The organism is Phytomonospora endophytica, assembly GCF_014202425.1.
Taxonomy (GTDB): domain Bacteria; phylum Actinomycetota; class Actinomycetes; order Mycobacteriales; family Micromonosporaceae; genus Phytomonospora; species Phytomonospora endophytica.
Genome location: NZ_JACHGT010000017.1, coordinates 191,662 through 214,495, shown reverse-complemented (window position 1 = coordinate 214,495; position 22,834 = coordinate 191,662). Strand labels below are relative to the sequence as shown.

General features: G+C 67.6%; 17 protein-coding genes. 13 read left to right on the top strand and 4 right to left on the bottom strand.

Translation table 11 applies throughout. The features are described from left to right. The 9 genes from HNR73_RS32230 to HNR73_RS32190 all read left to right on the top strand — a co-directional run. Positions 1–471 (top strand): phosphopantetheine-binding protein (locus HNR73_RS32230; RefSeq protein WP_260337556.1); only part of this gene is annotated, 471 nt, incomplete at its 5' end. Beyond that, positions 468–662 (top strand): MbtH family protein, encoded by a 195-nt coding sequence (locus HNR73_RS32225; RefSeq protein WP_184791468.1) that lies wholly within the window; start codon positions 468–470, stop codon positions 660–662. The genes HNR73_RS32230 and HNR73_RS32225, both read left to right, overlap by 4 nt. 16 nt (positions 663–678) lie before the next feature. Further along, positions 679–1,419 (top strand): thioesterase II family protein, encoded by a 741-nt coding sequence (locus HNR73_RS32220; protein ID WP_260337555.1) that lies wholly within the window; start codon positions 679–681, stop codon positions 1,417–1,419. Between the two features lies 1 nt (position 1,420). Beyond that, entirely contained in the window at positions 1,421–5,281 is a 3,861-nt protein-coding gene (locus HNR73_RS32215) for a non-ribosomal peptide synthetase (protein WP_184791466.1), read from the top strand. A gap of 25 nt (positions 5,282–5,306) precedes the next feature. Next, the gene (locus HNR73_RS32210) at positions 5,307–5,852 is read left to right on the top strand and encodes a phosphopantetheine-binding protein (protein WP_203686680.1); all 546 of its coding nucleotides are present in this window, start codon (positions 5,307–5,309) and stop codon (positions 5,850–5,852) included. A gap of 49 nt (positions 5,853–5,901) precedes the next feature. Next, the gene (locus HNR73_RS32205) at positions 5,902–6,840 is read left to right on the top strand and encodes an ornithine carbamoyltransferase (protein ID WP_184791465.1); all 939 of its coding nucleotides are present in this window, start codon (positions 5,902–5,904) and stop codon (positions 6,838–6,840) included. After that, on the top strand, positions 6,837–8,408 hold the full coding sequence (locus HNR73_RS32200) for an amino acid adenylation domain-containing protein (RefSeq protein WP_184791464.1): 1,572 nt from the start codon (positions 6,837–6,839) through the stop codon (positions 8,406–8,408). The genes HNR73_RS32205 and HNR73_RS32200 overlap by 4 nt, the downstream gene beginning before the upstream one ends. Then, on the top strand, positions 8,405–9,418 hold the full coding sequence (locus HNR73_RS32195) for a GHMP family kinase ATP-binding protein (RefSeq protein WP_184791463.1): 1,014 nt from the start codon (positions 8,405–8,407) through the stop codon (positions 9,416–9,418). Before HNR73_RS32200 ends, HNR73_RS32195 begins: the two co-directional genes overlap by 4 nt. Then, a complete protein-coding gene (locus HNR73_RS32190) occupies positions 9,415–12,525 on the top strand; it encodes a non-ribosomal peptide synthetase (protein ID WP_260337553.1) in 3,111 nt (1,036 codons plus the stop codon). Before HNR73_RS32195 ends, HNR73_RS32190 begins: the two co-directional genes overlap by 4 nt. Before the next feature lie 49 nt (positions 12,526–12,574). Here HNR73_RS32190 and HNR73_RS32185 read toward each other — a convergent pair whose 3' ends face one another. The 4 genes from HNR73_RS32185 to HNR73_RS32170 all read right to left on the bottom strand — a co-directional run bounded on the left by HNR73_RS32185 (position 12,575) and on the right by HNR73_RS32170 (position 16,490). After that, entirely contained in the window at positions 12,575–13,819 is a 1,245-nt protein-coding gene (locus tag HNR73_RS32185; RefSeq protein ID WP_184791461.1) for an MFS transporter, read from the bottom strand. Next, a complete protein-coding gene (locus HNR73_RS32180) occupies positions 13,816–14,388 on the bottom strand; it encodes a winged helix-turn-helix domain-containing protein (protein WP_184791460.1) in 573 nt (190 codons plus the stop codon). The genes HNR73_RS32185 and HNR73_RS32180 overlap by 4 nt, the downstream gene beginning before the upstream one ends. Beyond that, positions 14,385–15,137: a LuxR C-terminal-related transcriptional regulator gene (locus HNR73_RS41010; RefSeq protein ID WP_184791459.1), complete on the bottom strand. Its 753-nt coding sequence runs from the start codon at positions 15,135–15,137 to the stop codon at positions 14,385–14,387. The genes HNR73_RS32180 and HNR73_RS41010 overlap by 4 nt, the downstream gene beginning before the upstream one ends. A gap of 1,008 nt (positions 15,138–16,145) precedes the next feature. Continuing rightward, positions 16,146–16,490, bottom strand: coding sequence for a hypothetical protein (locus HNR73_RS32170; protein WP_184791458.1), 345 nt, complete (start codon positions 16,488–16,490; stop codon positions 16,146–16,148). 781 nt (positions 16,491–17,271) lie between these two features. On the opposite strand from HNR73_RS32170, the gene HNR73_RS32165 reads away from it, so the two are divergent. The 4 genes from HNR73_RS32165 (at position 17,272) to HNR73_RS32150 (ending at position 22,754) form a co-directional block, all read left to right on the top strand. Beyond that, positions 17,272–18,915, top strand: coding sequence for an HAL/PAL/TAL family ammonia-lyase (locus HNR73_RS32165; RefSeq protein WP_184791457.1), 1,644 nt, complete (start codon positions 17,272–17,274; stop codon positions 18,913–18,915). Positions 18,916–19,073: 158 nt separating this feature from the next. Continuing rightward, the gene (locus HNR73_RS32160; RefSeq protein WP_184791456.1) at positions 19,074–20,372 is read left to right on the top strand and encodes a cytochrome P450; all 1,299 of its coding nucleotides are present in this window, start codon (positions 19,074–19,076) and stop codon (positions 20,370–20,372) included. A gap of 190 nt (positions 20,373–20,562) precedes the next feature. Then, a complete protein-coding gene (locus tag HNR73_RS32155; protein ID WP_184791455.1) occupies positions 20,563–21,693 on the top strand; it encodes an ABC transporter substrate-binding protein in 1,131 nt (376 codons plus the stop codon). Between the two features lie 278 nt (positions 21,694–21,971). After that, positions 21,972–22,754 (top strand): IclR family transcriptional regulator, encoded by a 783-nt coding sequence (locus tag HNR73_RS32150; RefSeq protein WP_184791454.1) that lies wholly within the window; start codon positions 21,972–21,974, stop codon positions 22,752–22,754. Positions 22,755–22,834: the final 80 nt, after the last annotated feature.

The window sequence follows — 22,834 nt, the reverse complement described above, 5'->3', positions numbered from 1 at the left end:
CACCTACCCCACTACATGATCCCCGCCATCTTCATCCCACTCACAACACTCCCTCTCAACAACAACGGAAAACTCGACCGCAACGCACTACCCAAACCCGACAACAACAGACCACAAATCCAGCAAAAATACCAACCCCCAGCCCCCGGAATCGCCACCACCATCGCCAACACCTGGACCCAAATACTAGGCATCCACAACATCGGCGCAAACGACAACTTCTTCGAACTCGGCGGCGACTCCATCCTCACCATCCAAGTCGTCTCCACACTCGCCAAACACGGCATCACCATCACCCCCAGAAACATCTTCGAACACCAAACCATCAACGAACTCACCACCATCGCCACCCACAACACCAACACCCCCACACCCACACCCACACCACAAAACAACACGCCACTCGTCGAACTCACCGACGAGGAACTGGCCGGCTTGTTGCGACCCGATTCGAATCGAGGCACCCCATGAACACCGACTCCACCGCGTCGCAGGGAACGTTCGCCGTTGTCTTGAACGACGAGGAGCAGTACTCCATCTGGCCCGAGACCCGTGCTATGCCCACCGGCTGGCGGCACGAGGGGTTCACGGGCTCACGCGAGGCCTGCCTCGCGCACATCGACGTCGTGTGGACGGACATGCGCCCGCTGTCCATCCGATGACGCCGGGGGCAGCCGAATGACGAGGCGGGTCTGGGTCACGCTAGGCGGGCAGCGGAACAGCTCGCACCAACTTTTCCTCTTTCCTTGCGCCGGCGGCGGAGTGGGTTCGGTAGCGCCGCTCGCCGGGGAGTTGTCGCAGGAGTTCGCGGTGTCGGCGTTGCGGCTGCCCGGGCGTGAAGACCGGTTCGCCGAACCGCCGATGGGCGACCTCGGGGAGGCGGTCGATCTGGTGGCGGCGGAGTTGGAACCCATGCTGGACGGGCGTCTCACGGTCATGTTCGGGCACAGCTTCGGTGCCCTGCTCGCCTACCTGACGCTCCTTCGCCTGGGCCAGCCGGACTCGGTCCAGATCCTGGCGGTCGCAGGCCGGCAGGCACCGCACTTGCCTGTCGAGGGAATGCGGCTCCAGGACCTGCCGGATTCCGCTCTCCTGGCCGCGTTGGACGAGGCCGGCGGACTGCCGACCGGAATCGGGCGGGGCGAGACCGCCGATCTGCTGTCGCCGATCCGGGCGGACTTGGCGCTCGACGAGCAGCACACCCACGACGCACGGCTGCCCGCGGTCCGCCCGCTCCTGTTCGCGCTCAGCGGATCGCGGGACCCGTGGGCGGCTCCCGGAGCCGTCGGTGCCTGGTGTGAGCGGGCGGCGGACGGCTTCACCCATCTTCGGTGCGATGCGGGTCATTTCTTCCCCTCCTCGCACGCCACTGTGATCCGCCGCAGGCTGGCGGCACTCCGAGACGGAGTCGAGGACTGACATGACCATCGCGTCAACCGGACTCGCCGCGGCGGGTATAGCGGAGCTCCTGCCGCTGGCCCCCTTGCAGGCGAGCATGCTGAGCCAGGAAACGGACCCGTCGAACACGTCGATCAACATGGTGCAGCAGGTCTACCTGGTCAATGGTTCCTTCACCGTCGACGACATCGCGGACACATGGGCGGCGGTGGTCCGGCGCCACGACGGCCTCAGGACGCGATTCGCCTGGCGGGGTCTGCGTGCCCCCATCCAAATCGTCGACGCCGCCCCGCAGGCGGACCTCGCCGTCGAGCGGTGCCTGACGCTCGACGATTGCCTGGCCGCAGACCGCGACCGGGGCTTCGACCTGGAACGCGGTCCGCTCGTCCGGCTCATCGCCCATCGGGCACCCGACGGGTGGCGCCTGATCCTGAGTTTCCACCACGCGGCGCTGGACGGGTGGAGTGCAGCCCAGGTCGCCGGCGAGCTCAGCGGAGCGCCACAACCGGTCCAACGGGCCCGGTACGGCGACTACTTCCGGTGGTTGCGATCGACTGACGACCGGGCCGCGCTGGACTTCTGGCGGGCGGATCTGGCGTCGGTCGGTCATCCGACCCTGGTCAGCCGTACCGGGGACCTGGGCTACGGACGACCGGAGACCATCTCGTGGGAGCTGGCCGCGAACACCGGCCGCGAGTTGCGGACCGTCGCCCGGGACCACGGTCTGACGCTCGGCACCATCGTCCAGAGCTGTTGGGGCATGGCACTGGCTGACCACCTCCAGGAACGCGATGTGCTGTTCGGTGTCGCCACCTCGGGCCGACCGGCCGAACTCGTCCACAGCGACACGATCGTCGGAATGCTCATGAACACCCTGCCCGCACGGATCGAGATCCGACCGGATCTGCCCTTCACTCGCTGGGCGGGCGAGTTTCAGCGTCGGCAGGCGGAACGGCGCGAGTGGCAGTGCCTACCGCTGTCGGCGGTCCGCGGATGTGTTCCGAGCAGCAGCCGACGGCTGTTCGACACGATCATCACGATGGAGAACTATCCGCACGGAGTGCCGGACGAGCACGCCTGGTGGCTCACGTTCGAGCGGACCGTCGAGAACAACGGGTTCCCGCTCACGTTGTCGGTCGGGGTGGCGCCGTCCCTGGCGGTCGAGTACAGGTACGACCCCGCGGTGCTGGAAGGGTCTGAGGTGGGGCTGCTGGCCGAACGTTTCGCCACTGCCGTCGAGCACGTAGCCCGCAGGCCGGGGGCCGCCCTCGGCGCGTTCGAGCCGCCTTCGCGGGCACCGGCGCGGCAGGACGGCCGGTACGTCGACCGGGGCCGAGCGACCTTGCACGGGCTGGTCGAGGCCCGGTGCGACCGTGCTCCCGAGGCCGTGGCCGTGCAGACCCGGCATGGGGTCACCACCTACCGAGATCTCGATGTCCGTGCGAACCGGATCGCGCACCGACTACGGCGGCAGGGTGTTTCGCCTCGATCGGCGGTCGGGATCCATCTCCCGCGGGGGGCGGACCTGGTCGTGGCGATACTGGGAGTGCTCAAGGCCGGCTGCGCCTATGTTCCTTTGGATCCCCGCTATCCGCGTGCCCGCCTCAACGCGATGGTGGCGCGGTCCGGACTCGTTGCCGTCGTGACGCATTCAGAGCTGGGGGAGGACAGCCGAGCATGGTCGTCCGGGGACGCGCACCGGGAGTGCTTGATGGTGGACGACCCCGCCCTCGGAGAGGAGGAGGATTCCCGGCCACGGCTCGCCGTTGATCCGCTGGACCTCGCTTACACGGTGTTCACCTCGGGGTCCACGGGCGCTCCCAAGGGTGTCGCCGTTCCGCACCGGGGCGTCGTCAATCACGTGCTCGGGGTGGGCGAGATGCTCGCACTGGTCCCTGAGGATGTCGTGTCCGCCTTGACCTCGGTCAGTTTCGACCCGTCGGTGCGTGAGATCTTCAGCGCGTTGGCCCATGGGGCGCGGGTCGCCATGATCGGCGACGAGGAGAGCCGGGTGCCGTCCCTGCTCGCGCGATGTCTGCACGATGCGAGGGTCACCGTGGTACCCGCGATCGTGCCTTCGCTGCTCGAACGGCTGGTGGAGCACCTCGGCGGCGATGACGCCGTGCGTGCCCTGGTCACCTGCGGGGAGTCGCTGCGGGTGTCGCTCGCCGCGCGCACCGCATCCCGGCTCGGTTGCAGAGTCGCGAGCATGTACGGGCCCACGGAGTCGTCGCTGGCGGCCTCCCTCGCTTGGCACACGGATACTGACGGTGGCGCTGATGGCGCCATCCTCCCGTTGGGACAGCCGCTGCCGAACTACGCGGTGCACCTGCTCGACGAGCTTCTCCGCCCCGTCCCACAAGGCGCTGTCGGGCAGATCCATGTGGGCGGGCCGGGGGTTTCTCGGGGCTACCACCGTCAGCCCCGGGAGACGGCGGCGGCGTTCCTGCCCTGCGCCCTCGGAGGGAGCGCCGGCGGGAGGATGTACGCGACCGGGGACTTCGCCCGGCAGCTCGACGACAGCACGCTCATGTTCATCGGCCGTCGCGACAACCAGATCAAGGTGAACGGTGTGCGTCTTGATCTCGCCGAGGTCGATGCGGCGATGCTCGGCGTTCCAGGTGTGCGCGCGGCGGCGGCGGTCGTGACCGGTGACCGGAGGAAGAGGATCGCGGCCTTCGTGGTCCTTGATGAGGGCGCGGACGTCGAGATGGTTCGACGCGCCGTCCGACACCAGTTGCCCCCGGCGCTCGTACCCGATCGCGTTGTGGGTGTCGGAGCTCTGCCCCGGCTGCCGAACGGGAAACTGGACCGGCGGACGCTGGGATCGATGGTCCCCGCGGAGCAGGCGCTGGTCGAGTCCCGGCCCCCGGTCAGCCCGGAGGAGGTCTCCGTCGCGGCCTTGTGGTGTGAGGTGCTCGGGACTGGGCCCGCCACAGTCGACGATGACTTTTTCGCGCTCGGCGGTGATTCGCTCCAACTCGCCGCCGTCTGGAACCGGCTGCGAACGGACTTCGGCGCCGACCTGTCCCTCAACGCCATGATGCACGTGGCCACCGTCCGCGACCAGGCCCGCCGTTGCGCGCATCCGCCGGTGCCATCGGCCGCCGGTGCCGATGTCGCACGCATGGTCCCGATCCGGCTCACGGCTCGGCAGCGCGCTGACGAGCGGATCGTCGCATTCCACGACGGGACCGGCTCGCTCAGCCACTTCGCCGCATTGACGTCGAAGACGCGCGGCGATCTGCCCTGGTATGGGATGACCGTCACCGGAATGCTCCCGTCCGGCACCGCGCTGGCCGACCTGCTGGGCCGGTACACGGAGATCATCCGGCGGTCCGGTGGTCAAACGTTGTCCCTGATCGGATACTCGATGGGCGGGGTGATCGCCGCAGGGGTCGCCGACCGACTGACCGCCGGCGGCGGCACGCTCCGGAGGCTCGTGCTCATCGACGCGGTGCCGCCTCGCCCGGCGGACCTCCCCGAACGACTGCTCCGCCGAGCGGCCCTGGAGTCGCTCGCCCGCGCCGACAGCGCGGAGGAGATCGCTCGTCGACTCCGTGAGGCCGAACTCCCAGCCGACGCGATCGCCCTGTCCTCGTCCTCGCTTCGTCGCCTACTGCACCAGCGGACGGTCCTCAACGAGGCCATGATCTCGGCGGCGTCCATCGACGAGCCGGCGCCCGGATATGCGGGCAGGGCAGTGCTCATTGTGGCCGGAAAACCCGGATCACCCAGGGTCGTGGAGATCGAGACGGCCTGGCGTGCACGGTATCCGGCACTCGAAGTTCGAACCATCGACAGCACCCATCACGGCATGTTCCAGGCCGACACCATTCATCAGCTGACCGAGCTCGTCGATACGGCGCTGACTGGTCCGTGACACGCACCCCAAGGAGGCGATGACCATGAGCACGAGCGAGAAGCCGGCGTTGGACACCGGTAGTACGGAGTCTCAAGCCGAGAGTGTCGAGATCGAGGCCGCGTTGGCGAAGCATGAGGCGGTCGCTCGGGTGTCGGTCACCGCGACGGGCACGCCCTCGGGATCGAGGAGGTACTCCGCCCACGTCGTGGCGCGTTCACCCGCGTCGGTCTCGTCGGAGGAACTGCTCGCCTGGGTCACCGACCGGGTCCCGGAGCACCTGGTCCCGTCCTCGCTCACCGTGTTCGATGTGCTGCTGCACAAACTGAACGACGTCGACGCCGAAGCACCGGCGGCCTCGGACCGGGCGACCGTGCTGTGCGAGCTGTTCGCCGAGGTCCTCCAGGCGCCGGCGGTCGGCGTCGACGACGACTTGTTCGCGCTGGGCGGCCACTCGCTGCTGATAGTCCGCCTGATCGGACGCATTCGAACGCGTCTGGGGATCGAGGTCGGTTTCCGCGATCTGTTCCAGGCTCCCACCGTCAACTCACTGCTCCGCCGGATCGACGCCCGAGCGGCCGAGAAGGCGTGATCCTCCCCGACATCTCCCTTACTCCTGCTGTCTGAAACGGGTGACCGGCATGGCCAATCACTTCATCTCCACCAACGATGTCTCCAACGACGTACTGCGAGCCCTGGTCGACCGGGCCGTTGAATTCGGGCATGGGCGGGTTCGGCAGACCTTGACAGGGAAACTCGTGGGACTCTATTTCCGGCGATCCTCCACCCGCACCAGGACGGCCTTCTGGACCGGTGCCCTGCGCCTCGGCGCGCAGGTGGTCACCTTCGGTCCCAACGACCTTCAGGTCACGACCGGTGAAACGTGGGGTGACACGACACAGGTCCTGTCCGGCTACCTGGACGGTTTCGTCGCGCGGACGAACGACACCATGGAGGAACTGCGCGAACTGACAGACCAGAACCAGATGGCCGTGATCAACGCGCTCACCGCCCACGAACATCCCACGCAGGCCATCGCGGATCTGACCACCATCACCGAGGAGTTCGGCGACCTCGGCGGCGTGCATGTGCTCTATGTCGGCGAAGGCAATAGCACCGCCGCGGCACTGGCGTTCACCCTTGGCCGGATACGCGGGGCCCGGCTGACAGTCCTGAGCCCCCGGGGTTACGGTCTGCCGGCCGACAGTCTGGAGATCGCCGGGCGCCTCGCCGGCGACAACGGCGGGATCGTGGAACAGCGATTCGAGCTCGACGACGCGCCGACCGACGTCAACGTCGTCTACACGAGTCGCTGGCAGACGATGGGCGTGGCGAAGGCCGATCCGAACTGGCAGCTGGGCTTCACCCCGTACCGGGTGACGCAGGAACTCATGAAGCGGGTATCGGGCGACGACACCATCTTCATGCACGATCTTCCCGCCGTCCGTGGCGGAGACGTCGACGACGCGGTGTTGGACGGCCCGCAGAGTCGCGCGTTCCGGCAGGCGTACCACAAGATGACGGCGGCGATGGCCATCCTCGAATGGTGCGTCGGCACCGAGACCGGGGACCCGGCGTGAACGCGAACCGTCTGGTGCACCGGCTGGTGCGGGACCGCGCGACCTTACATCCCGATGCCATCGCCGTCGAGGACGGAGCGGTCAGGCTGACGTACGGCCAGCTGAACAGCAGGGCCGATCGGATCGCCGCCCGACTGCGCGCCGAGGGGGTGGGACCCGACCACTTGGTCGCCGTGTGTCTGGACAGGTCGGCGGAGCTCGTCGTCGCGATGCTCGCCGTGCTGAAGGCCGGTGGGGCCTACGTACCGTTGGACGCGGACTATCCCGCCCGGCGATTGGCGTTCATCCTGGCCGACACGCGGGCGCGATGGGTACTGACGAGCAGAGAACTCGCCGAGTGCCTGCCCAACGGGCCCGGGCTGGGCGTGCTGTACATCGACGAAGACGCCCCTTCTGCGGATTGGTCCGCGGGCGCCGTCGACATCGACGTTGCTCCCGGGAATCTCGCGTACGTCATTTACACCTCCGGGTCCACGGGGGAGCCGAAGGGCGTCGCCGTCCAGCACAGCGCGGTGACCTGGTTGGTGGACAGCATCGAATACATGCGTGTCGACGAGCACGAATGCCTCGCCCTCGCTTCGAGTCCCGCATTCGACGCGGTGACTTTCGAGGTGTGGGCCGCGCTGGCACACGGCGCACGGATCGCCGTGATGCCCCGCGAGGTCCTGTTGACGCCGCACCGGCTCGGTCCGGAGTTGCGCCGACTGCGTGTCTCGATCCTCTACGTCACGGCCGCGCTGCTGTACGAGCTGTCGACAGAGGCGCCGGACTTCGCCAGGGGCCTGCAAGCGCTCGTCTTCGGGGGGCAGGTCGCCGATACGGCCGGGGTGATGAGAGTGCTCGAAGCCTCGAAACCGCAACGGCTCATCCAGGTGTACGGGCCGACGGAGACTACCGTGTGGTCGTCCTGGTATCTCGTGCGCCCTGGGGACGGGAGCCTTACCCGCATCCCATTGGGCACGCCGATCACCGAGACGTCGGAACATCTCCTGGACGAGGATCTCCGTGTGACGCCCATCGACGTGCCGGGCGAGATCTATATCGGCGGGAATGGGGTGACCCGGGGCTATTTGCACCGCCCGGCGCTCACCGCGTCGCGGTTCGTGCCCGACCCTTTCGGTTCGGGCCGGCTCTACCGCACCGGCGACCGGGCGTGCCTGCGCGCCGACGGCTCCGTCGAGTTCCTCGGCCGGACCGATCGCCAGGTCAAGGTGCGCGGCTTCCGGATCGAGCTGGGCGAGATCGAGGCGGCGCTGACCGCGCACCCGGGGATCGCCGCCGCCGTCGTCGAGCCGGATCCGCGCCCAGAGCAGCAACGGCTGGTCGCCTACATCGTGCCGGTCGGCCCGCCGCCCAGCTCGGTCACGTTGCGCGCGTTCCTCGGTCGGACCCTGCCCCGATACATGCACCCGGGTGCGTTCGTGCACCTCCCCAGGCTTCCGCTCGCGCCGAACGGCAAGCTGGATCGCGGTGCGTTGCCGGCACCGGACGTGACGAGAGGGCCTGTCGTACCTCAGGTATCCATTCCCGACCTTGAGCGGTCTCCTCATCGACAAGGGCGTTCATGACTTCCACGCGAAATACCGAATCCATGGCCGTTCCAGCGCGCTCCATCGGCAGGGACTCGTGCGTCGGCCATCACGGCGAGATTCTTCAGGGAACGTTTCGGATCGCGGGTCGCCTGGTGCGGGCCCTGGTCACCCTGCCGACGCCCGAGGTGGTGGCGGAAGCTTCGGTCGTCCTCGACCACCTCCGGCCCGACATAGTCGTGTCTCCGTCATCGAGGAGGAAGGCCGCCGCGGCCGCCGAACTCGCTTTGCGGACACTCGGCGTCGGTGGAGGATGCCGGGTCACGCTTCGAAGCAATGCACCGGCCGGCATCGGCGTCGGTACGTCGACCTGCGATGTCGTCGCGACGATCCGTGCGGTCGCGGCGGCCGCCGGTCGGACTCTCAGCGCGCTGGAGGTCGCACGCCTGGCCGTGGTCGCCGAAACGGCGTCGGACTCGGTGATGCTGCCGGGTGCCGTGACGCTGTTCGCTCATCGCGAGGGCAGGGTGCTGGAGGTGCTGGCGGCCGCGTTGCCTCCGCTGCTGATAGTCGGCTGCCACACCGGGCCGGCGGGTGGAGTCGATACCCTCGGCCTGCCGCCGGCGCGTTACACCGATGACGAGATCGCCCGGATGAACGTGATGCTGGGCGGGTTGCGCCATGCCGCGCGGCGGTCCGATGCGGTGCTGCTGGGACGGATCGCGACGCTGAGCGCTCAGATGAACCAGCGGTTCCTGCCCGTGCCGCAATTCGCGGAGCTGTGCGGGATCGCCGACGCGGTCGGCGCCGTCGGCGTCCAGGTCGCACACAGCGGCAAGGTGGCCGGCATCATGTTCGACAAGCGTGATCCGGCTGCGGACAAGGCGGCGGAGCTCTGCCGGCGGGAACTGGAGTCGATAGGCATTTCGAACTCCTACCAGTTCGTCCCCGAGATTCCGAGCATGCCGTCGGCCGCCGGTTTCAGCACCGACTGGCTCCGGCGGACCGGCGTCGCCGACCTGCGGCACTCGCAGGGCGTGCCGGTATGACGGCGACGAGGTTCGGTCACGGGCCGACGCGAGCTTGGCCGCCCGCGACCGTACACGGGCTCATCGAAGAACAGGCGGTGAGATCCCCTGACCGGGTGGCCTTGGAACAGGGCGAACGGCGCGTCACATACGCGGAGCTCGACCGAGCCGCCGGGGTACTTGCCGCGAGACTGCTGGCCAAGGGCGTGACGCCGGGCAGTGTGGTGGGAATCCTGGTCGAGAGGTCGCCGGAGACGGCGGTGGCGATCCTGGGTGTGCTCAAGTGCGGCGCCGCGTACCTGCCACTGGATCCGACCCACCCCGAGGAGCGGGTCGAGTACATCGTCGGGCACGCCGGGCCGATGTTCGTGCTCACCGGGACGAACATGGACAGGCGGCTCCCCGCGGGTGTCGAAGCAGTGCCGCTCATGGCCCCCGACGTCGAAGGCGGGAACGTGGCCCCGTCCACCGGCGGACTCCTCGATCCCGCGCACCTCGCCTACGTGATGTACACATCGGGTTCGACGGGCCGGCCCAAGGGTGTGATGCTCCCGCACTCCGCGGTGGTGAACTTCATCCGGACGGCGGCCGAGGACTTCACGCTGACGGCCCGCACCCGGTTCCTGCAGTTCACGACCTACACGTTCGACGTGTCGGTGTGTGACCTGCTCGCGCCCCTGGCCGCCGGGAGCACCGTGGTGTTCCCCCCAGCCGACACCGACCTGGCGAGCGCTGAACTACTGAGCCTGATGCGCGTGTCGGCGGTGACGCATGCGATCGTCACACCTTCTCTTCTCGCGGTGCTGCCCGATGCGGAACTTCCCGACCTGTGCACTCTTGCGGTGATCGGTGAGGCGTGCACCCGCGATGTGGCCGTCCGCTGGGGTCGCGGCCGCCGGTTCCTCAACACGTACGGACCCACGGAGGCGGCGGTGCTGTGCAGTTTCGGTGAGCACCTGCCGGCGCAGGGGCCGCCGCCGATCGGACTCCCGACGGCCAATGTGGACCTGTTCGTGCTCGATGAACGAGGGGACGTGGTGTCTCCGGGGACGGTGGGGGAGTTGTGGATCGGAGGGCGCGGCCTCGCTCGTGGCTATTTGGGGGCGCCGGCGCTGACTGCGGACCGGTTCCGGCCTGATGCCTACTCCGGTCGGTCTGGTGCCCGGCTGTACGGGTCGGGTGATCTGGTGCACTGGCTGCCCGATGGAGAGTTGGCGTATGTCGGCCGGGTCGACGATCAGGTCAAGGTCCGAGGCTTCCGTGTCGAACCGGGTGAGATCGAGGAGGCGCTGGTCGCCCTTCCCGAGGTACGGGCGGCCGCGGTGATCGTCAATGGGGACGGGGCGGGTGCCAAGTTGGTGGCGTTCGTCGTCAGTGACGGTTTCTCGACGGAGGAGCTTCGGGCGGGCCTGCGGCCGGTGTTGCCGCAGTACATGATCCCGTCGGTCTTCATCGCCATGGACACGCTTCCGGTCAATTCCAACGGGAAGGTGGATCGTCCGGCGCTGCGCGCCGTCGCGTTGCCCGAGGGGCGCGCGGGCCTTCCGTACAGTGCGCCACGGGGTGTCCTGGAGGAGGATCTCGCCCGCGTCTGGTCGGCGGTGCTCGTGGTCGATCCGGTAGGTCGCGATGACCGCTTCATGGACCTGGGCGGCACGTCGCTGCAGGCCACCCAGGTCGTGTCGAGAGTCCGTGCCGAACTGGGGCTCCATGTGACCGTACGTGCGCTGTTCGAGGCCCAGACGATCGCCCGGCTCGCGCCGGCCCTTCAGGATGCGGCTCCCGGTCGTGTTCTTCCTGCCGTCCGGCGAGGCGCGGGGGCCGCTGTCCCATCTGTCGCGCAGCAGGCTCTCTGGCTCGACTGCGAGATGCGGCCGGAGCTCAGTGTCGCCTACAACATGCCGGCGGTGCTGCGGATCCGGGGCGAGCTGGACGTCGGTGCGCTCCGCGCGGCCCTGGGTGATCTGCTGGCTCGCCACGACGCCCTGCGCACGGGGTTCTGTTTCGATGGTTGGAAGTTGGCCGCCCGGGTGGTCGACGCGGCGGAGCCGGAACTGCTCCTGATCGACGCGGTGTCCGAGGCCGAGGCCTTCGAAGTGGCGCGAGGAATGGCGGCGCGGCCGTTCGAGCTCGGCAATCCTCCATTGGTGCGCTCGGTCCTGGTTCGGCTCGCCCCCGGTGACCATCTCCTGGTGACGGTCTTCCATCACCTGGTGTTCGACGGGTGGTCCTTGCGGGTGTGGGACGACGACCTCGCCGCCTGCTATGCGGCGAGGGTCGCCGGTCGGGTACCGCGGCTGTCGGCTCCGGTGCTGCGTTTCGCGGACTTCGCACACTGGGAGGAGGAGACCGAGTCAGCCGGTGCGATGAGCGAGGGCGTCTCCTACTGGCGGCGCCAGTTGACCGGTGCACCCTCGGTGCTGGATCTGCCCACCGACCATCGGCGTCCGGCGGAGTCGAGTTCGCGTGGCGGGCAGGTCCGTCGTCCGGTCGACGCCGAACTTCACAAGGGCATCGCGGCACTTGCCCAGGAGGCGGGTGCAACCGCCTATGCGGTGCACGTGACGGCGCTCGCCGTGGTTCTCGCTGGTCTGACGGGGCGGTCCGAGCTGCTCATCGGCTCGCCGGTGGCGGGTCGTCCGAGTGCTGCGTTGGAGAAGGCGATCGGCTATTTCGTTAACACGGTGCCGCTGCGGGTCCGGTTGGACGCGGCCCGAACGTTCGGCCAGACGGTCGCGTCGGTGGGGTGGACGGTGGTGGACGCGTTGGAGCACCAGTACGTGCCGTTCAGCCGGATCGTCCGCGAGGCCGAGGTCGAGCGTGCTGTGGGGGGCCGGCCGCTCATCCAGGTGGTGCTCACCTATCAGGGGATCCGGCGCCCTTCGGCGGGGTTGTCGGGGCTGGTGGTGGAGCGGGTGGCGCTGCACAACGGAACCTGCAAGTTCGATTTGATGCTGGATGTCGAGGATGTTTTGGACGGTGGTCTCTTGAGCCTCGATTTCGATGTCGATCTGTTCACCACCGTGACCGCCGAGCGGCTGATCGATGAGTATCTGGCAGTGCTGCGTGCGGCGATCGCGGATCCGCGCCTGCCGGTGTCGCATGTGCTTCCCGGTTTCGAGGGGTGAGCCGGGTCGGGATCGTCCACTATGGCGGCCCGACCCGGTCGGGCCGTCCTCAGGTGGGCGGCGCGTTGTCCTCGGTGTCGTCGTCGGTCGCGCCCGAAAGGCGTCGAGTCGGCAGGGCCAGGACGAGCACGACGGCGAGCACTGGAATCGCTGCGCCGGTGAGGAAGGCCGTGACGGCGTTGGTGTGGCTGACGAGCACGCCGCCGAGGGCGTAACCTCCGGCACCGCCGAGGCCGGTCGCGGAGGCGAGCCATGTGAACGCCTCAGTGCGGTTGTGCGGGGGTGCGAGCCGACCACAGATCGTGGCCAGCGTGGTCGCCGAAGGTGAGACCGCGAGGCCGGCGAGGAACATCAGGGGATAGAGGACGGCGAGGTTGTGTCCGATCACCAGGGTGCAGAATCCGAGGGCGGTGAGGCCGAGCAGGACTCCGCACTGCTTCTGGACACTACCGGGCCAGTCCCGTGCACCGAAGGTAAGTCCTCCCACGACGCTCCCGGCCGCCCAGATGGCCAGCAGGACTCCGGCCGCGGACGCTGAGTTGAGTTCGATGGCCCGGGCGATGATCGCGACCTCGATAAAGCCGATCGCCGACATCTGCATCGCCACGATGAGCAGTAGCGGAACCAGGCTCCACAGTCCGCGGCTTCGATTGCCTGCCCTGGTGGGCTCATTCTTTGCCCGGCCCGCCGTGGCGGCGAAGAGACCGGTGCCGATCAGGCTCACGACGACGGCGAGCAGCAACCCCGTCTTGGGCGAGGCCAGCGCCACCAGGGCGGCGACGAGCGCGGGGCCTGAGATGAACATGAGCTCCGTGCCGATCGTGTCCAGACTCATGGCGCTGGCCTGGTCGCTCGGGCGGTCGAAGCCTCGGACGAACACCGAGCGGATGGCCGCGCCCAGGGGTGGAGTCGATACGCCGGCGATGGCTGCGAGCGGCCAGATGAGCCCCGTGGGCGCCATGACGATCGCGATGATGCCGGCGGCGTTGATGATCGCGGCGACGATCAACACCGAGGGGCCTCTGCGGTCGACCATCCGGCCGATGACGGGGAAGCCGAAGCTCGCGGTGAGCGCGTAGATGGCCACCACTGTGCCGGCGCCCCCGAACCCGCCGAGTTGTTGCCGGGCGAATAAGAGCAGCGCGAGCGGGACCATGGTCTGGGTGAGCCGGGCGATCAAGGAGCCGAGGAACGCCCATCGGATCGTCCGGTGCGAGATGACCACGATGTACCGGCGCAGTCCAGTGGGGGTGGCCACCGGAGGCGAGGAGGTCCGGTTCGAGGTGGCGCTCATGACCGCCGTCCTCTGGGCATGATCTGCGGGAACCCGTTGAGGATCAGGCGGACGGGTTCCTGCGCATCCGAGGACGCGAGCTCGGCGCGGCGCACATGTTCGCGGGTGATCGCCTCGACTTCGAGCCCCCAGGCGCACAGTTCGGCGGGCGACATCAGCGCGGTGCGGCTGTACATGGTCACCGAGGAGTTCCATCCGGCGTGGCTCTCGTCGTGCAGGGTCACGTAGTCCTGCAGCAGGTCCTGGTCGCGTTGGAGTCGGACGCGCATGAACTGCCCCTGAGCCTCCTCCAGTTCGGGGTCGTCGGTCGGTGTGTCCTCCAGCGGCACGTCGGTTTCCCAGGTCGCCCGTTGCCAGGGGCGCTCCCGAAGGCTGGTTCCTTCCATGATGGCCGGCTCGACCAGGCCCTGAGCGGCCAGGATGTGCAGGTGGTAGGAGCAGACCTTCGGGGTGAGGCTGAGGAGTGTGGCGCATTGGCTCGCCGTCAGTGTGCCCTGCACGCGCAGGAGGTCGAGGAGAGCCAGGCGCGTCGGGTGCGCCAGGGCCCGCAGTCCTGCCAGCGTGGTCACGGATCTGATTGTGGAAGACATATTCCGGAACAGTACTTCCGACGTTGTTCGCAGTCAAGGGACGGTCGTGTGCAGCGCCGCCACAACAGCGGGTTCCCCAGCGTCGGCTGGACCAGTCCGACGCTGATGGCGAGCAGGGCGGCCTGAAGCCGATCGCGGACGCCCAGCTTCTCGAACAGATGCGACGAGTAGGCCTTCACCGTGGTCTCCGCCAGGTGCAGTTTGCGGGCGATCTCCTCATTCGACAGTCCTTCGGAGATCGATCCCAGAACCGCCAGTTCGCGGTCGGTGAGGCCGCGTAGCTCGGGTGAAGCCGTCGGGTTCGCGTTCGCCGGAAGGAGTACGAAATTCGACAACAGCTGCGTGACGAAGCGGGGCGACAGGAAGAAGTGCCGCTCGGAGATCGAGTTCATCGCGACCGGAAGTTCGTTGTGCGCCGTCGACTTCCAGATCACTCCGTCCACCCTGACGGACAGGGCGGCCAGGAGGTCGTCGTTGGTCGCCTCGCGCGCCAGTAACAGGATTCTCGGCATCGTCCCGGTCATCAGCTCCCTCATCCGCACGGCGAATTCGATACCGTTGAGCGGATCGAGGCTGAGGTCGTAGATCATCAGATCAGGGCGCTGTCGGCGCGCGAGATCCAGTGCCTGCCGACTGTCGACCGCCTGGCCAACGACATTGGCTCCCAGGCGTGACTCCAGAAAGTGGCAGAGGCCCATGCGAGTGAATTCCTCGGATTCGGCCACCACGACCTGTACGGCGTCCGGCTTGTCGGCCTTGTTCGAACTCTTCTGATCGTTTGCGCGTGCGATGGCTGAGCCTTTCCGGGCGAGGATGCGAACGGCTGCGGGATCGTGCGGTTCAACGGCGTCAAGATTCCGTGGATCCGGCCTGGTCGGCGACGGTCACCTTGCGGGCGCCGGCGTTCACCTTTTCGTGCGCCGGCCGGGCGGCAAGGGGAGTCGTCGAGGGCGTCTCGATGGCCTCGGCGGCCTCGGTACCGGCCCTCGCCGGGTCGGTGTGCCTATTCCGCCGGGCGGCAGAGGTGGACTCGTCGGGGGAGTCGTGCTCGTGTTCCCGTGGCCGGAGGACGTCTTCCAGAGTCCGCGGTTCGTCGTTGTCGGCGGCCGTGCCGGGGTGACCGCCGATGCCTTACGGGATCGATGGCGCCGTCGGTTCGCGGGCGCCCTGCCGAGCATCGGACTTGCGCCGGCGGTGCACGACGGTGGCCGCCTCACGACGAGAACGCGCCTTCGCGCTGAAACATGGATGCGGTCGGCGTGTTCACCGGTGCTTCGCGCATCGGGCTTGAGGCCTGCTGCTGTCGGCTGCATGAGTTCCCCGTCGACTGGTTTCTGGGCATGCTGACGCCAGGGAGTTCATAAATGGTTCATGACTCCCTAGTTGGCCAGATAAAAAGGCGAGGAATGCGTCCTATTGGGCATTAGGGCGCCATGTCCCTCTTGCGAGTCGACGGCTTACTAGGTGGATCCGTGGGCTTGGGGTGCCTCGGCGGCGTCCGCAGGGGTGACCGGGCGGCTATTCGTGCCGCCTCGCAGCTTATGGGCTCGACGGGCAATGGCGATGTGACTCGCCAGTGTCTGAGTCATATTCTTTTCCTCCACGATTACGGGGGGCACCTCGTCTTGGATTCAGACCACCGTAGCGAGATGACCACTCATCCGGCAACCTTAGTGTGACCTGGATCACAGTACCGGCATTTTGATCATAGGGCATGGTGACATAACGTGCGAGTTTCATTCCCGGTCGCCTTCTATGTGGACTGCACGCTCGAGAATTTTCTCAAATGGCTGCAATCGAGGTGGGAAGCCGTCGGCGCTTACTTCTGGTTCCTGGAAGTCGCCATCCTGAGGGCGCAAGATACGGACGAGTATGGCCCTGCCGCGTGCCTTCTCATCGAAGGTGCCCGTCGTATCGCCCGCCTGAGCGGCCATGTCGTCACTCGGTTCGACGCAGACTCCGGCGCCGACGGTCATGCCCAGAGCGATGACCACGATGACGCTGAGGAAACGTGCCGCCGCCTTCCAACTTCGCTTCCGAGCTTTCTTCGACGCCTCATGCCACGTCGCGGCGACCAGCACACGCAAAGGGCCTCGGCAACCACCGCAGCCTCCCCAACACCATCGCCCGCCTGATCCCCACACCCCGCGCCAGCGACGCAACCAAGGGCCCCCGGCATCGCGGCTGCAAAGGCAACCCCTCCCTGCCCGCCGTCGCCCACGAGATCCATCGCACCTGGACGACGAGACATTGGGGCTGTTCGCGCTGGCCATCAAGGCCTGGGCACCAAGGTGATCGGCCGGCCCCGCCGCCGCCGACCCAGACCGGCACCACGGGCACTCCCGTGCTATCGGCGAGATTCGTCGAGTGGCTCATGGGGCTCGCGCCCGGCTGGGTCACCGAACTCGGACTTCCGCGCACGCGAGCGATCTGTGTCCTTGTAAACGGTGGGCTAGTACGTCAGGCGGAGGCGGAACCTCAACTTCTCCTGCGACCAGACACCAGGTGAACACGGCCGGGCCATCGACGAGTTCCAGAACATGATCGAGGCCTCAATGATGTCAATAGAGTCGCACTCCGGAATTGCTCAGGAGAAGCCGTCGGTGCCCTGGATGACGTGGAACAAGCCGTCTGGTCGCCGAACACGCCGCCTTTGACCTAGAACAAGTCCTGACGGTGTCCGCCATACCTGGCCGTCACTGGGGTCGCCGGTTCACGGTGGCCCGATTGGCAGAGGGCAGTGCGCTGCGGCTCAATACTCGGGCGGCACCAAGGGTTGATACGACCTCCGGTAGGTCAATCGCATCGATTTCATGACATATTGTGCTCCGTCGGCTCGGGCGAGCCGCACGGGAGGAAACCATGACGATCACCGAACATCCTCACGCCGGGGCAACTCAGCTCACCGTCTCCCTGGGTGGCGACACACTCGGCATCGCCGACATCGCGGCCATCGCCCGCCGGAGCGAGGCGGTTGCCGTGACCGTGGCGGCCGACGCGCGCGAGCGCATGCGGGCTTCGGTGGCCCTGCGAGACGACTTGATCGCCACCGGACAGCCGATCTACGGTGTGACCACAGGTGTCGGGAACAGCGTGACCACGCACCTGAGCCCCGAGCGGGCCGAGTACATGATGGCCGTCGGCTTCCGCAAGCTGCTCGTCGGCAGCGGGCCCGCGGCCGCACCCGATGTCACTCGAGCGATGATGCTCGTACGCGCCAACTGCCTGGCCCGGGGGCATTCGGCCATCCGTCCCGAGGCCGTCGACCTCATCCTGGCCTTCCTCGGCCGGGACATTCTTCCGATCGTGCCCGAGTGCGGATCCGTTGGTGCCAGCGGGGATCTGGCCCCGCTCGCCTACCTGGTCGAGGTGTTGACCGGCGGGGGCACCGTGCTGCATCGGGGGCTGCGGCGGAGCACGACCGAAGTGCTCGCTGAGGAGGGACTGAGCCCACTTCGGCTGCAGCCCAAGGAAGGGATGGCGCTGCTCAACGGGACGTCCTTCATGGCGGCGTTCGCCGCGCTCGCCGTGCATGATGCGACCGAACTCGCGCTGGTGTCGGACGTGTGCACGGCGTTGGCTGTTGAGGCGCTGACCGGCAACATGGACCACTTCCACCCTCGACTGCACGCTCAAAAGCCCCATCCCGGGCAGGTGCGGAGCGCCGCCCGGATCAGGTCCCTGCTGGATGGATCCCGGCTCGCGGTCACCCATGCCGACATCCTCGCGGCGACACCGACCGTCGGGAGCGGCGAGATCCAGCGGGTCGAGCGTGGGGTGCAGGATCGGTATTCGATCCGCTGCGCCCCACATGTCGCCGGTGTCCTCGCCGATACCCTCGACTGCTTCAAGACCTGGGTGGAGGTCGAAGTCAACTCCTCCAATGACAACCCGCTCTTCGATGTGGATCTAGGGATCGTCCACAACGGCGGGCACTTCTACGGCGGCCACATGGGCCAGGCGGGAGACGCGCTGAAACTCGCGGTCGCCAACGTCGCCGATCTCCTCGACCGGCAGCTCGCGCTCCTCGTCGACGCCAAGTACAACCGGGGGCTCCCTGACAACCTCGTTCGCCACCATGCCGTCGACGATCCGCGTGCGGGGATGCATCACGGACTGAAGGGCACCCAGATCGCCGCGTCCGCTCTCACCGCCGAGGCCCTGTACCGGGCCGCGCCCGCCACCCTCCACTCCCGATCGACCGAAGCGCACAACCAGGACAAGGTCAGCATGGGCGCGACCGCCGTCAGGGGCGCCCGTGACGTTGTGGAGCTGACGGGCAGGGTCGCTGCGATCCACTTGCTCGCCGCTTGCCAGGCCGTTGACCTGCGGGGCGGGCCGCAGATGTTGGCCGATGGCACCCGTGCGGCGTACGAGGCTGTCCGTGGGCTCGTGCCCTTCGTCGATGTCGAGGGGCGGCTGGACGAGGATCTCGCCTCGATCGCGCGGTTCGTCGCCGAGGGCGGGGTGGGGCGAGCGGTCGCCGGGTCGCTCCCGAACTGCTGAAACCGCCGCGAGCGGGCCGTGGCGCTGGTTAACGTGAGGCCCAAAGGGGGAAAAATGGAGAAGATCAAGAGGGTGACCAGCGCGCTCATCCAGTTGGTGCGTCACCGACGCGGTGAGGTGAGCGGCGCTTACAGCGGACCGTACGCGGTTGAAGCGAAGTGCGGCTGAAGGCCGTGTCGTGGGAGCGGCCGTCGGCCGTTCCCGCGATGCCCTTGGCTCGGGGGCATCGGCTCCTCGGCGCGGGTTACACCTACGAGCTGGATCGTGTGAGTGCCCTGCGGCGCTGGGCCGAGGAGCTCGGGGACGTCTATCGTTTCGGCCCTGAGTCCGTCGTCGTCAACGATCCCGACCTTGTGCAGGATGTTCTGGCAGCGACAGGCCGCGACTTCCACGCTGCCACGCCGCTGATCGAGGACCGCGGTGACGCGGAGGAAAACCGCCTACTGTGGATGCGGGGCCGGCGGCAAGGCGGCCGCGGCATGCACCCTGATGTCATCAACGGCTGCGGGCGCAAGCTTGATGACGGCCTGAAGCGTGCGCTCCGCCGAATCGCGGGACGAAGGCTCGACCTCGTCGAGGCGTGCGAGCGTGTCACGGGTCATGTGGTCACCGACCTTTGCCTCGGTCCCGATGCGCCCGACTTCTACGAGGAGTTGGCCGGCGCCTCGACCGACATCCTCGCGGTGAGCCGTACCTTGAACACCCCGCTGTGGCAGACGAAACGGCGTTTTCGTCGTGCCGCGGCCGCCGAGGAGCAGCTGAAGGACAAACTTTGGCGGCTCGTGGAAGCCCGCCGTGCCCGGGGCGGACCCTACACGCACGATGACATGCTCGACGTTCTCCTGTCGCGACAGCGCCCCCTGCCCGGCGAGGTCATCGCGGCACTCCTGCGCATCACGCTCATCGGTGGGCACGGAACGCCCGGTGCGGCATTGGCGTGGATCGTCACCGTGCTCTGTCGGCGACCGGATCTGGCCGCACGCGTCTGCGACGAGGAACCGCAGTGGCGGGCACAGGCGGCTTCGGGAGGCGTGCGACTACCGCCCTACACCGTGGCGGTCGTCAAGGAGATCCTGCGGATGTACCCCCCGACGTGGTTGCTGGCGCGCAGCACTCCCCGCGATGTGGAACTAGGCGCATGGACGTTGAAGGCGGGCTCGAAGATCGTCTTCAGCCCGTTGCTGATCCAACGGGACCCCCGCTGGTGGTCCGCTCCGAACGAGATCAAGCCGGAACGATGGCTGGAGGATGCGGTGCCGCCCAGGCGAGGTGCCTACCTCCCGTTCGGGGGCGGACCGCGGGTCTGTCCGGGGGCCAGGCTGGGAGTGGCCGTGCTCGCGGTTGCGGCGCTACGGATCCTGAGTGACTACCGGATGACCGTCACCGGATCCGCTGAGCCGTCGCCCGATGTGCTGTACGTCCCTCGGGATTCACAGCTGCTGATCGAGCCGGTGTAAAGCCTCAAGAGCGGACGTTCGGCCAGGCCATTCGGTGCCGACGGCAGGGGTCTGCCCACGGTTCTGCGGCGGTTGTCCCCAGGCGAGTCCGCACCTTCCGTCTTCTTTCCGCCGTCCTCCGAGGAACGTCGTCGGGGACTTGGCTCGCGCGGTAGCCTGCGACAGAAACCTACTGATATCGGGGGAAAACGTGAAGACTTTCACGCGTCGCGGCATTCTGGCTGTCGGGGCCGCCATAGCCGCAGCACCGCTCGTTCGCGGTCTTCCGGCCTCGGGGGCGCCGATCACGTTGCGGTTCGGTGTTCTGGTGGACAGCAGCGGATCCACCTCCGTCCACGGACAGCGCCAGTTGCTGGGCATCCGCTATCAGGCCGACGCCATCAACAAGGCGGCGGGATACACCCGCGTTGAGCTGCTGGTCGAAGACACCGGCGGTGACGAGGCGCAGACCAGGGAGGGCGTCGCCCGCCTGCTTGAACAGAAGCCGAACGCCCTGATCGGGACATCGACACCGTGGACCGGCCGCATCGTCGCCGAGGCCGGCCAGGCCGCCGGCGTGCCCGTGGCCATTCCGAGTCTCGGTCCGATACCGACTCAGTCTTGGGTCTTCCGTGTCGGCCCTGCTTACCGGCGGTTCGCCCCTGGGTATTTTCGCACCGTGGCCCAGCAGGGCCGGACCGTGGCACTACTCAAACTCGATGCGCTGGATGGCCCCGCAGACCGTGAGATCGACGCCGCCGCGGCCGCCGAGGCCGGGGTGGACATCCTCCAGACCTTGGCCGTACCCGCCGGCACCACCGAGCTGACCGGTCCCGTCCGTGAACTGATGGCCCTCGGCCCGGACGTCCTCGGTATCAGCGTCCTGCCGCCGTCCAACGGTTCTGGTGTACGCGATGCGCGCGCTGCGGGCTGGAACGGACCGATCTGCGTGACGCCGAGCGCCGGACACCCCGGCTTCCTGGCTACCGCCGGTACCGCCGCCGAGGGGGTACGCATGTACGGACCGTGGCTGCTGGCGTGGAGGGACGCTCCCGTGACCTTGCCCAACTACGTGAACATGACCAGCTGGGCCGAGGACTTCGAGGCCGTCAACGGTGCGGTCGGAAGTTACGCGGGCTTCGGCGCCGATGCGGTCGGCATTCTCGACCAGGCCTATCAAGACGGCCAGGATCCGGCCGTCGCGCGCGAACGCCTGGAGACCATTGAATATCTGGGAGCCAGCGGCACGATCCGGATGGCCCCGGAGAACCACGCCGGAGTGACCGACGAATCGTGCACATCCATGGAGGTGCGAGAAGGGGTATGGAAGCCGGTCGAATGAGCACCACCCTCCTGCCGGTCCTCGGCGGAATTTCGGTATCGGTCACGGCTGTGCCAGCTTGATGCCGTGCTGATCCCGGAAATGTCCATCCGGAAGAACTGTGCGGCACATGGCCGGCGTGGTTCGCCCACACCGGTTCGCCGTTGGTTGGAAGTGTGCACTTTCCACGGCGGCTGAAATCCGACACCGGGTGGCGCTTTGTGTGCTCGTCACGGGGATGCCGATCTATCTAGAATTGCCTTGGGTAGGGGTGCTCGGGTCCTCGGGTGGTGGGTAACGTGCGCGTGGTCGAGGGCGAGTCCTCCACGGTCATCGGCAGGTCCCTGGCCATTCTCGAGGTGATCGGCTCGACGCGGCGTCCCTTGAGTTTGTCGGAGATCGCCCGGGGGGCGAGGTTGCCGAAGACGACGACGTTGCGGTTGCTGGGAACGCTGGTGGAGCATCGCGTGGTCATGCGAGGTCACGCCGGGTACGGGTTGGGCTCTCGGCTCCAGGCGGCCATCGAGGGCGCCCACACCGTCGGGAGGCGCCTGCGTCGTCTCCTCATGCCGTACCTACTCGAATTGCATCGGGTCACGGGCCTGACGGTCAGTCTCGGAGTGCTCAACTATTACGAGGTCCATTTCGTTGAAACGCTGCTCACCCACCGTCAGTTCGCTCGAATGCGAACCACCGGCGAACCTCTGCCGGCGCACCGGACGGCGAGCGGCAAAGCCATCCTCGCCTACAATCCAGAAGCTTTGGCGAGGTTGGCCGATCTTGCCGAATATGACGAACTGGTCGAGGAGACCGTTCTGATCCGCGGATCGGGGTTGGCCCACACCGATCCCGGCCTCGCATCAGGTCTGCAGGGTGTGGCTGCTCCGATCTTCGCGCGGTCGGGGGTCGCCGTGGCGGCGATCAGCATCGGCGGTATGACTCCAACCGACCTGATCGGCCAAGAGGCCGTGGCCGCTCTGCGCAGGGTGGCGCACGCCGCCTCGGTGGAGGTGAGACGCAGCCATCGCAGGCGGCCTTCCGGTTCACGTCAGGGGGCGGTGTCGGCCCGCAGGCGTTCCTAGCGTGCGCAGCACGGACACTGAGCCTCACCTGGAGGTGTTCCGCTCATCGGAACGGCGACTGGCCGAATTCTCCAGCGGCG

Bases quoted from the DNA above. Each gene is read 5' to 3' on its own strand.
- HNR73_RS32185 (WP_184791461.1), bottom strand. From the start codon at position 13,819: ATGAGCGCCACCTCGAACCGGACCTCCTCGCCTCCGGTGGCCACCCCC.
- HNR73_RS32195 (WP_184791463.1), top strand. From the start codon at position 8,405: ATGACTTCCACGCGAAATACCGAATCCATGGCCGTTCCAGCGCGCTCC.
- HNR73_RS32165 (WP_184791457.1), top strand. From the start codon at position 17,272: ATGACGATCACCGAACATCCTCACGCCGGGGCAACTCAGCTCACCGTC.
- HNR73_RS32205 (WP_184791465.1), top strand. From the start codon at position 5,902: ATGGCCAATCACTTCATCTCCACCAACGATGTCTCCAACGACGTACTG.
- HNR73_RS32190 (WP_260337553.1), top strand. From the start codon at position 9,415: ATGACGGCGACGAGGTTCGGTCACGGGCCGACGCGAGCTTGGCCGCCC.
- HNR73_RS32225 (WP_184791468.1), top strand. From the start codon at position 468: ATGAACACCGACTCCACCGCGTCGCAGGGAACGTTCGCCGTTGTCTTG.
- HNR73_RS32210 (WP_203686680.1), top strand. From the start codon at position 5,307: ATGAGCACGAGCGAGAAGCCGGCGTTGGACACCGGTAGTACGGAGTCT.
- HNR73_RS32215 (WP_184791466.1), top strand. From the start codon at position 1,421: ATGACCATCGCGTCAACCGGACTCGCCGCGGCGGGTATAGCGGAGCTC.
- HNR73_RS32220 (WP_260337555.1), top strand. From the start codon at position 679: ATGACGAGGCGGGTCTGGGTCACGCTAGGCGGGCAGCGGAACAGCTCG.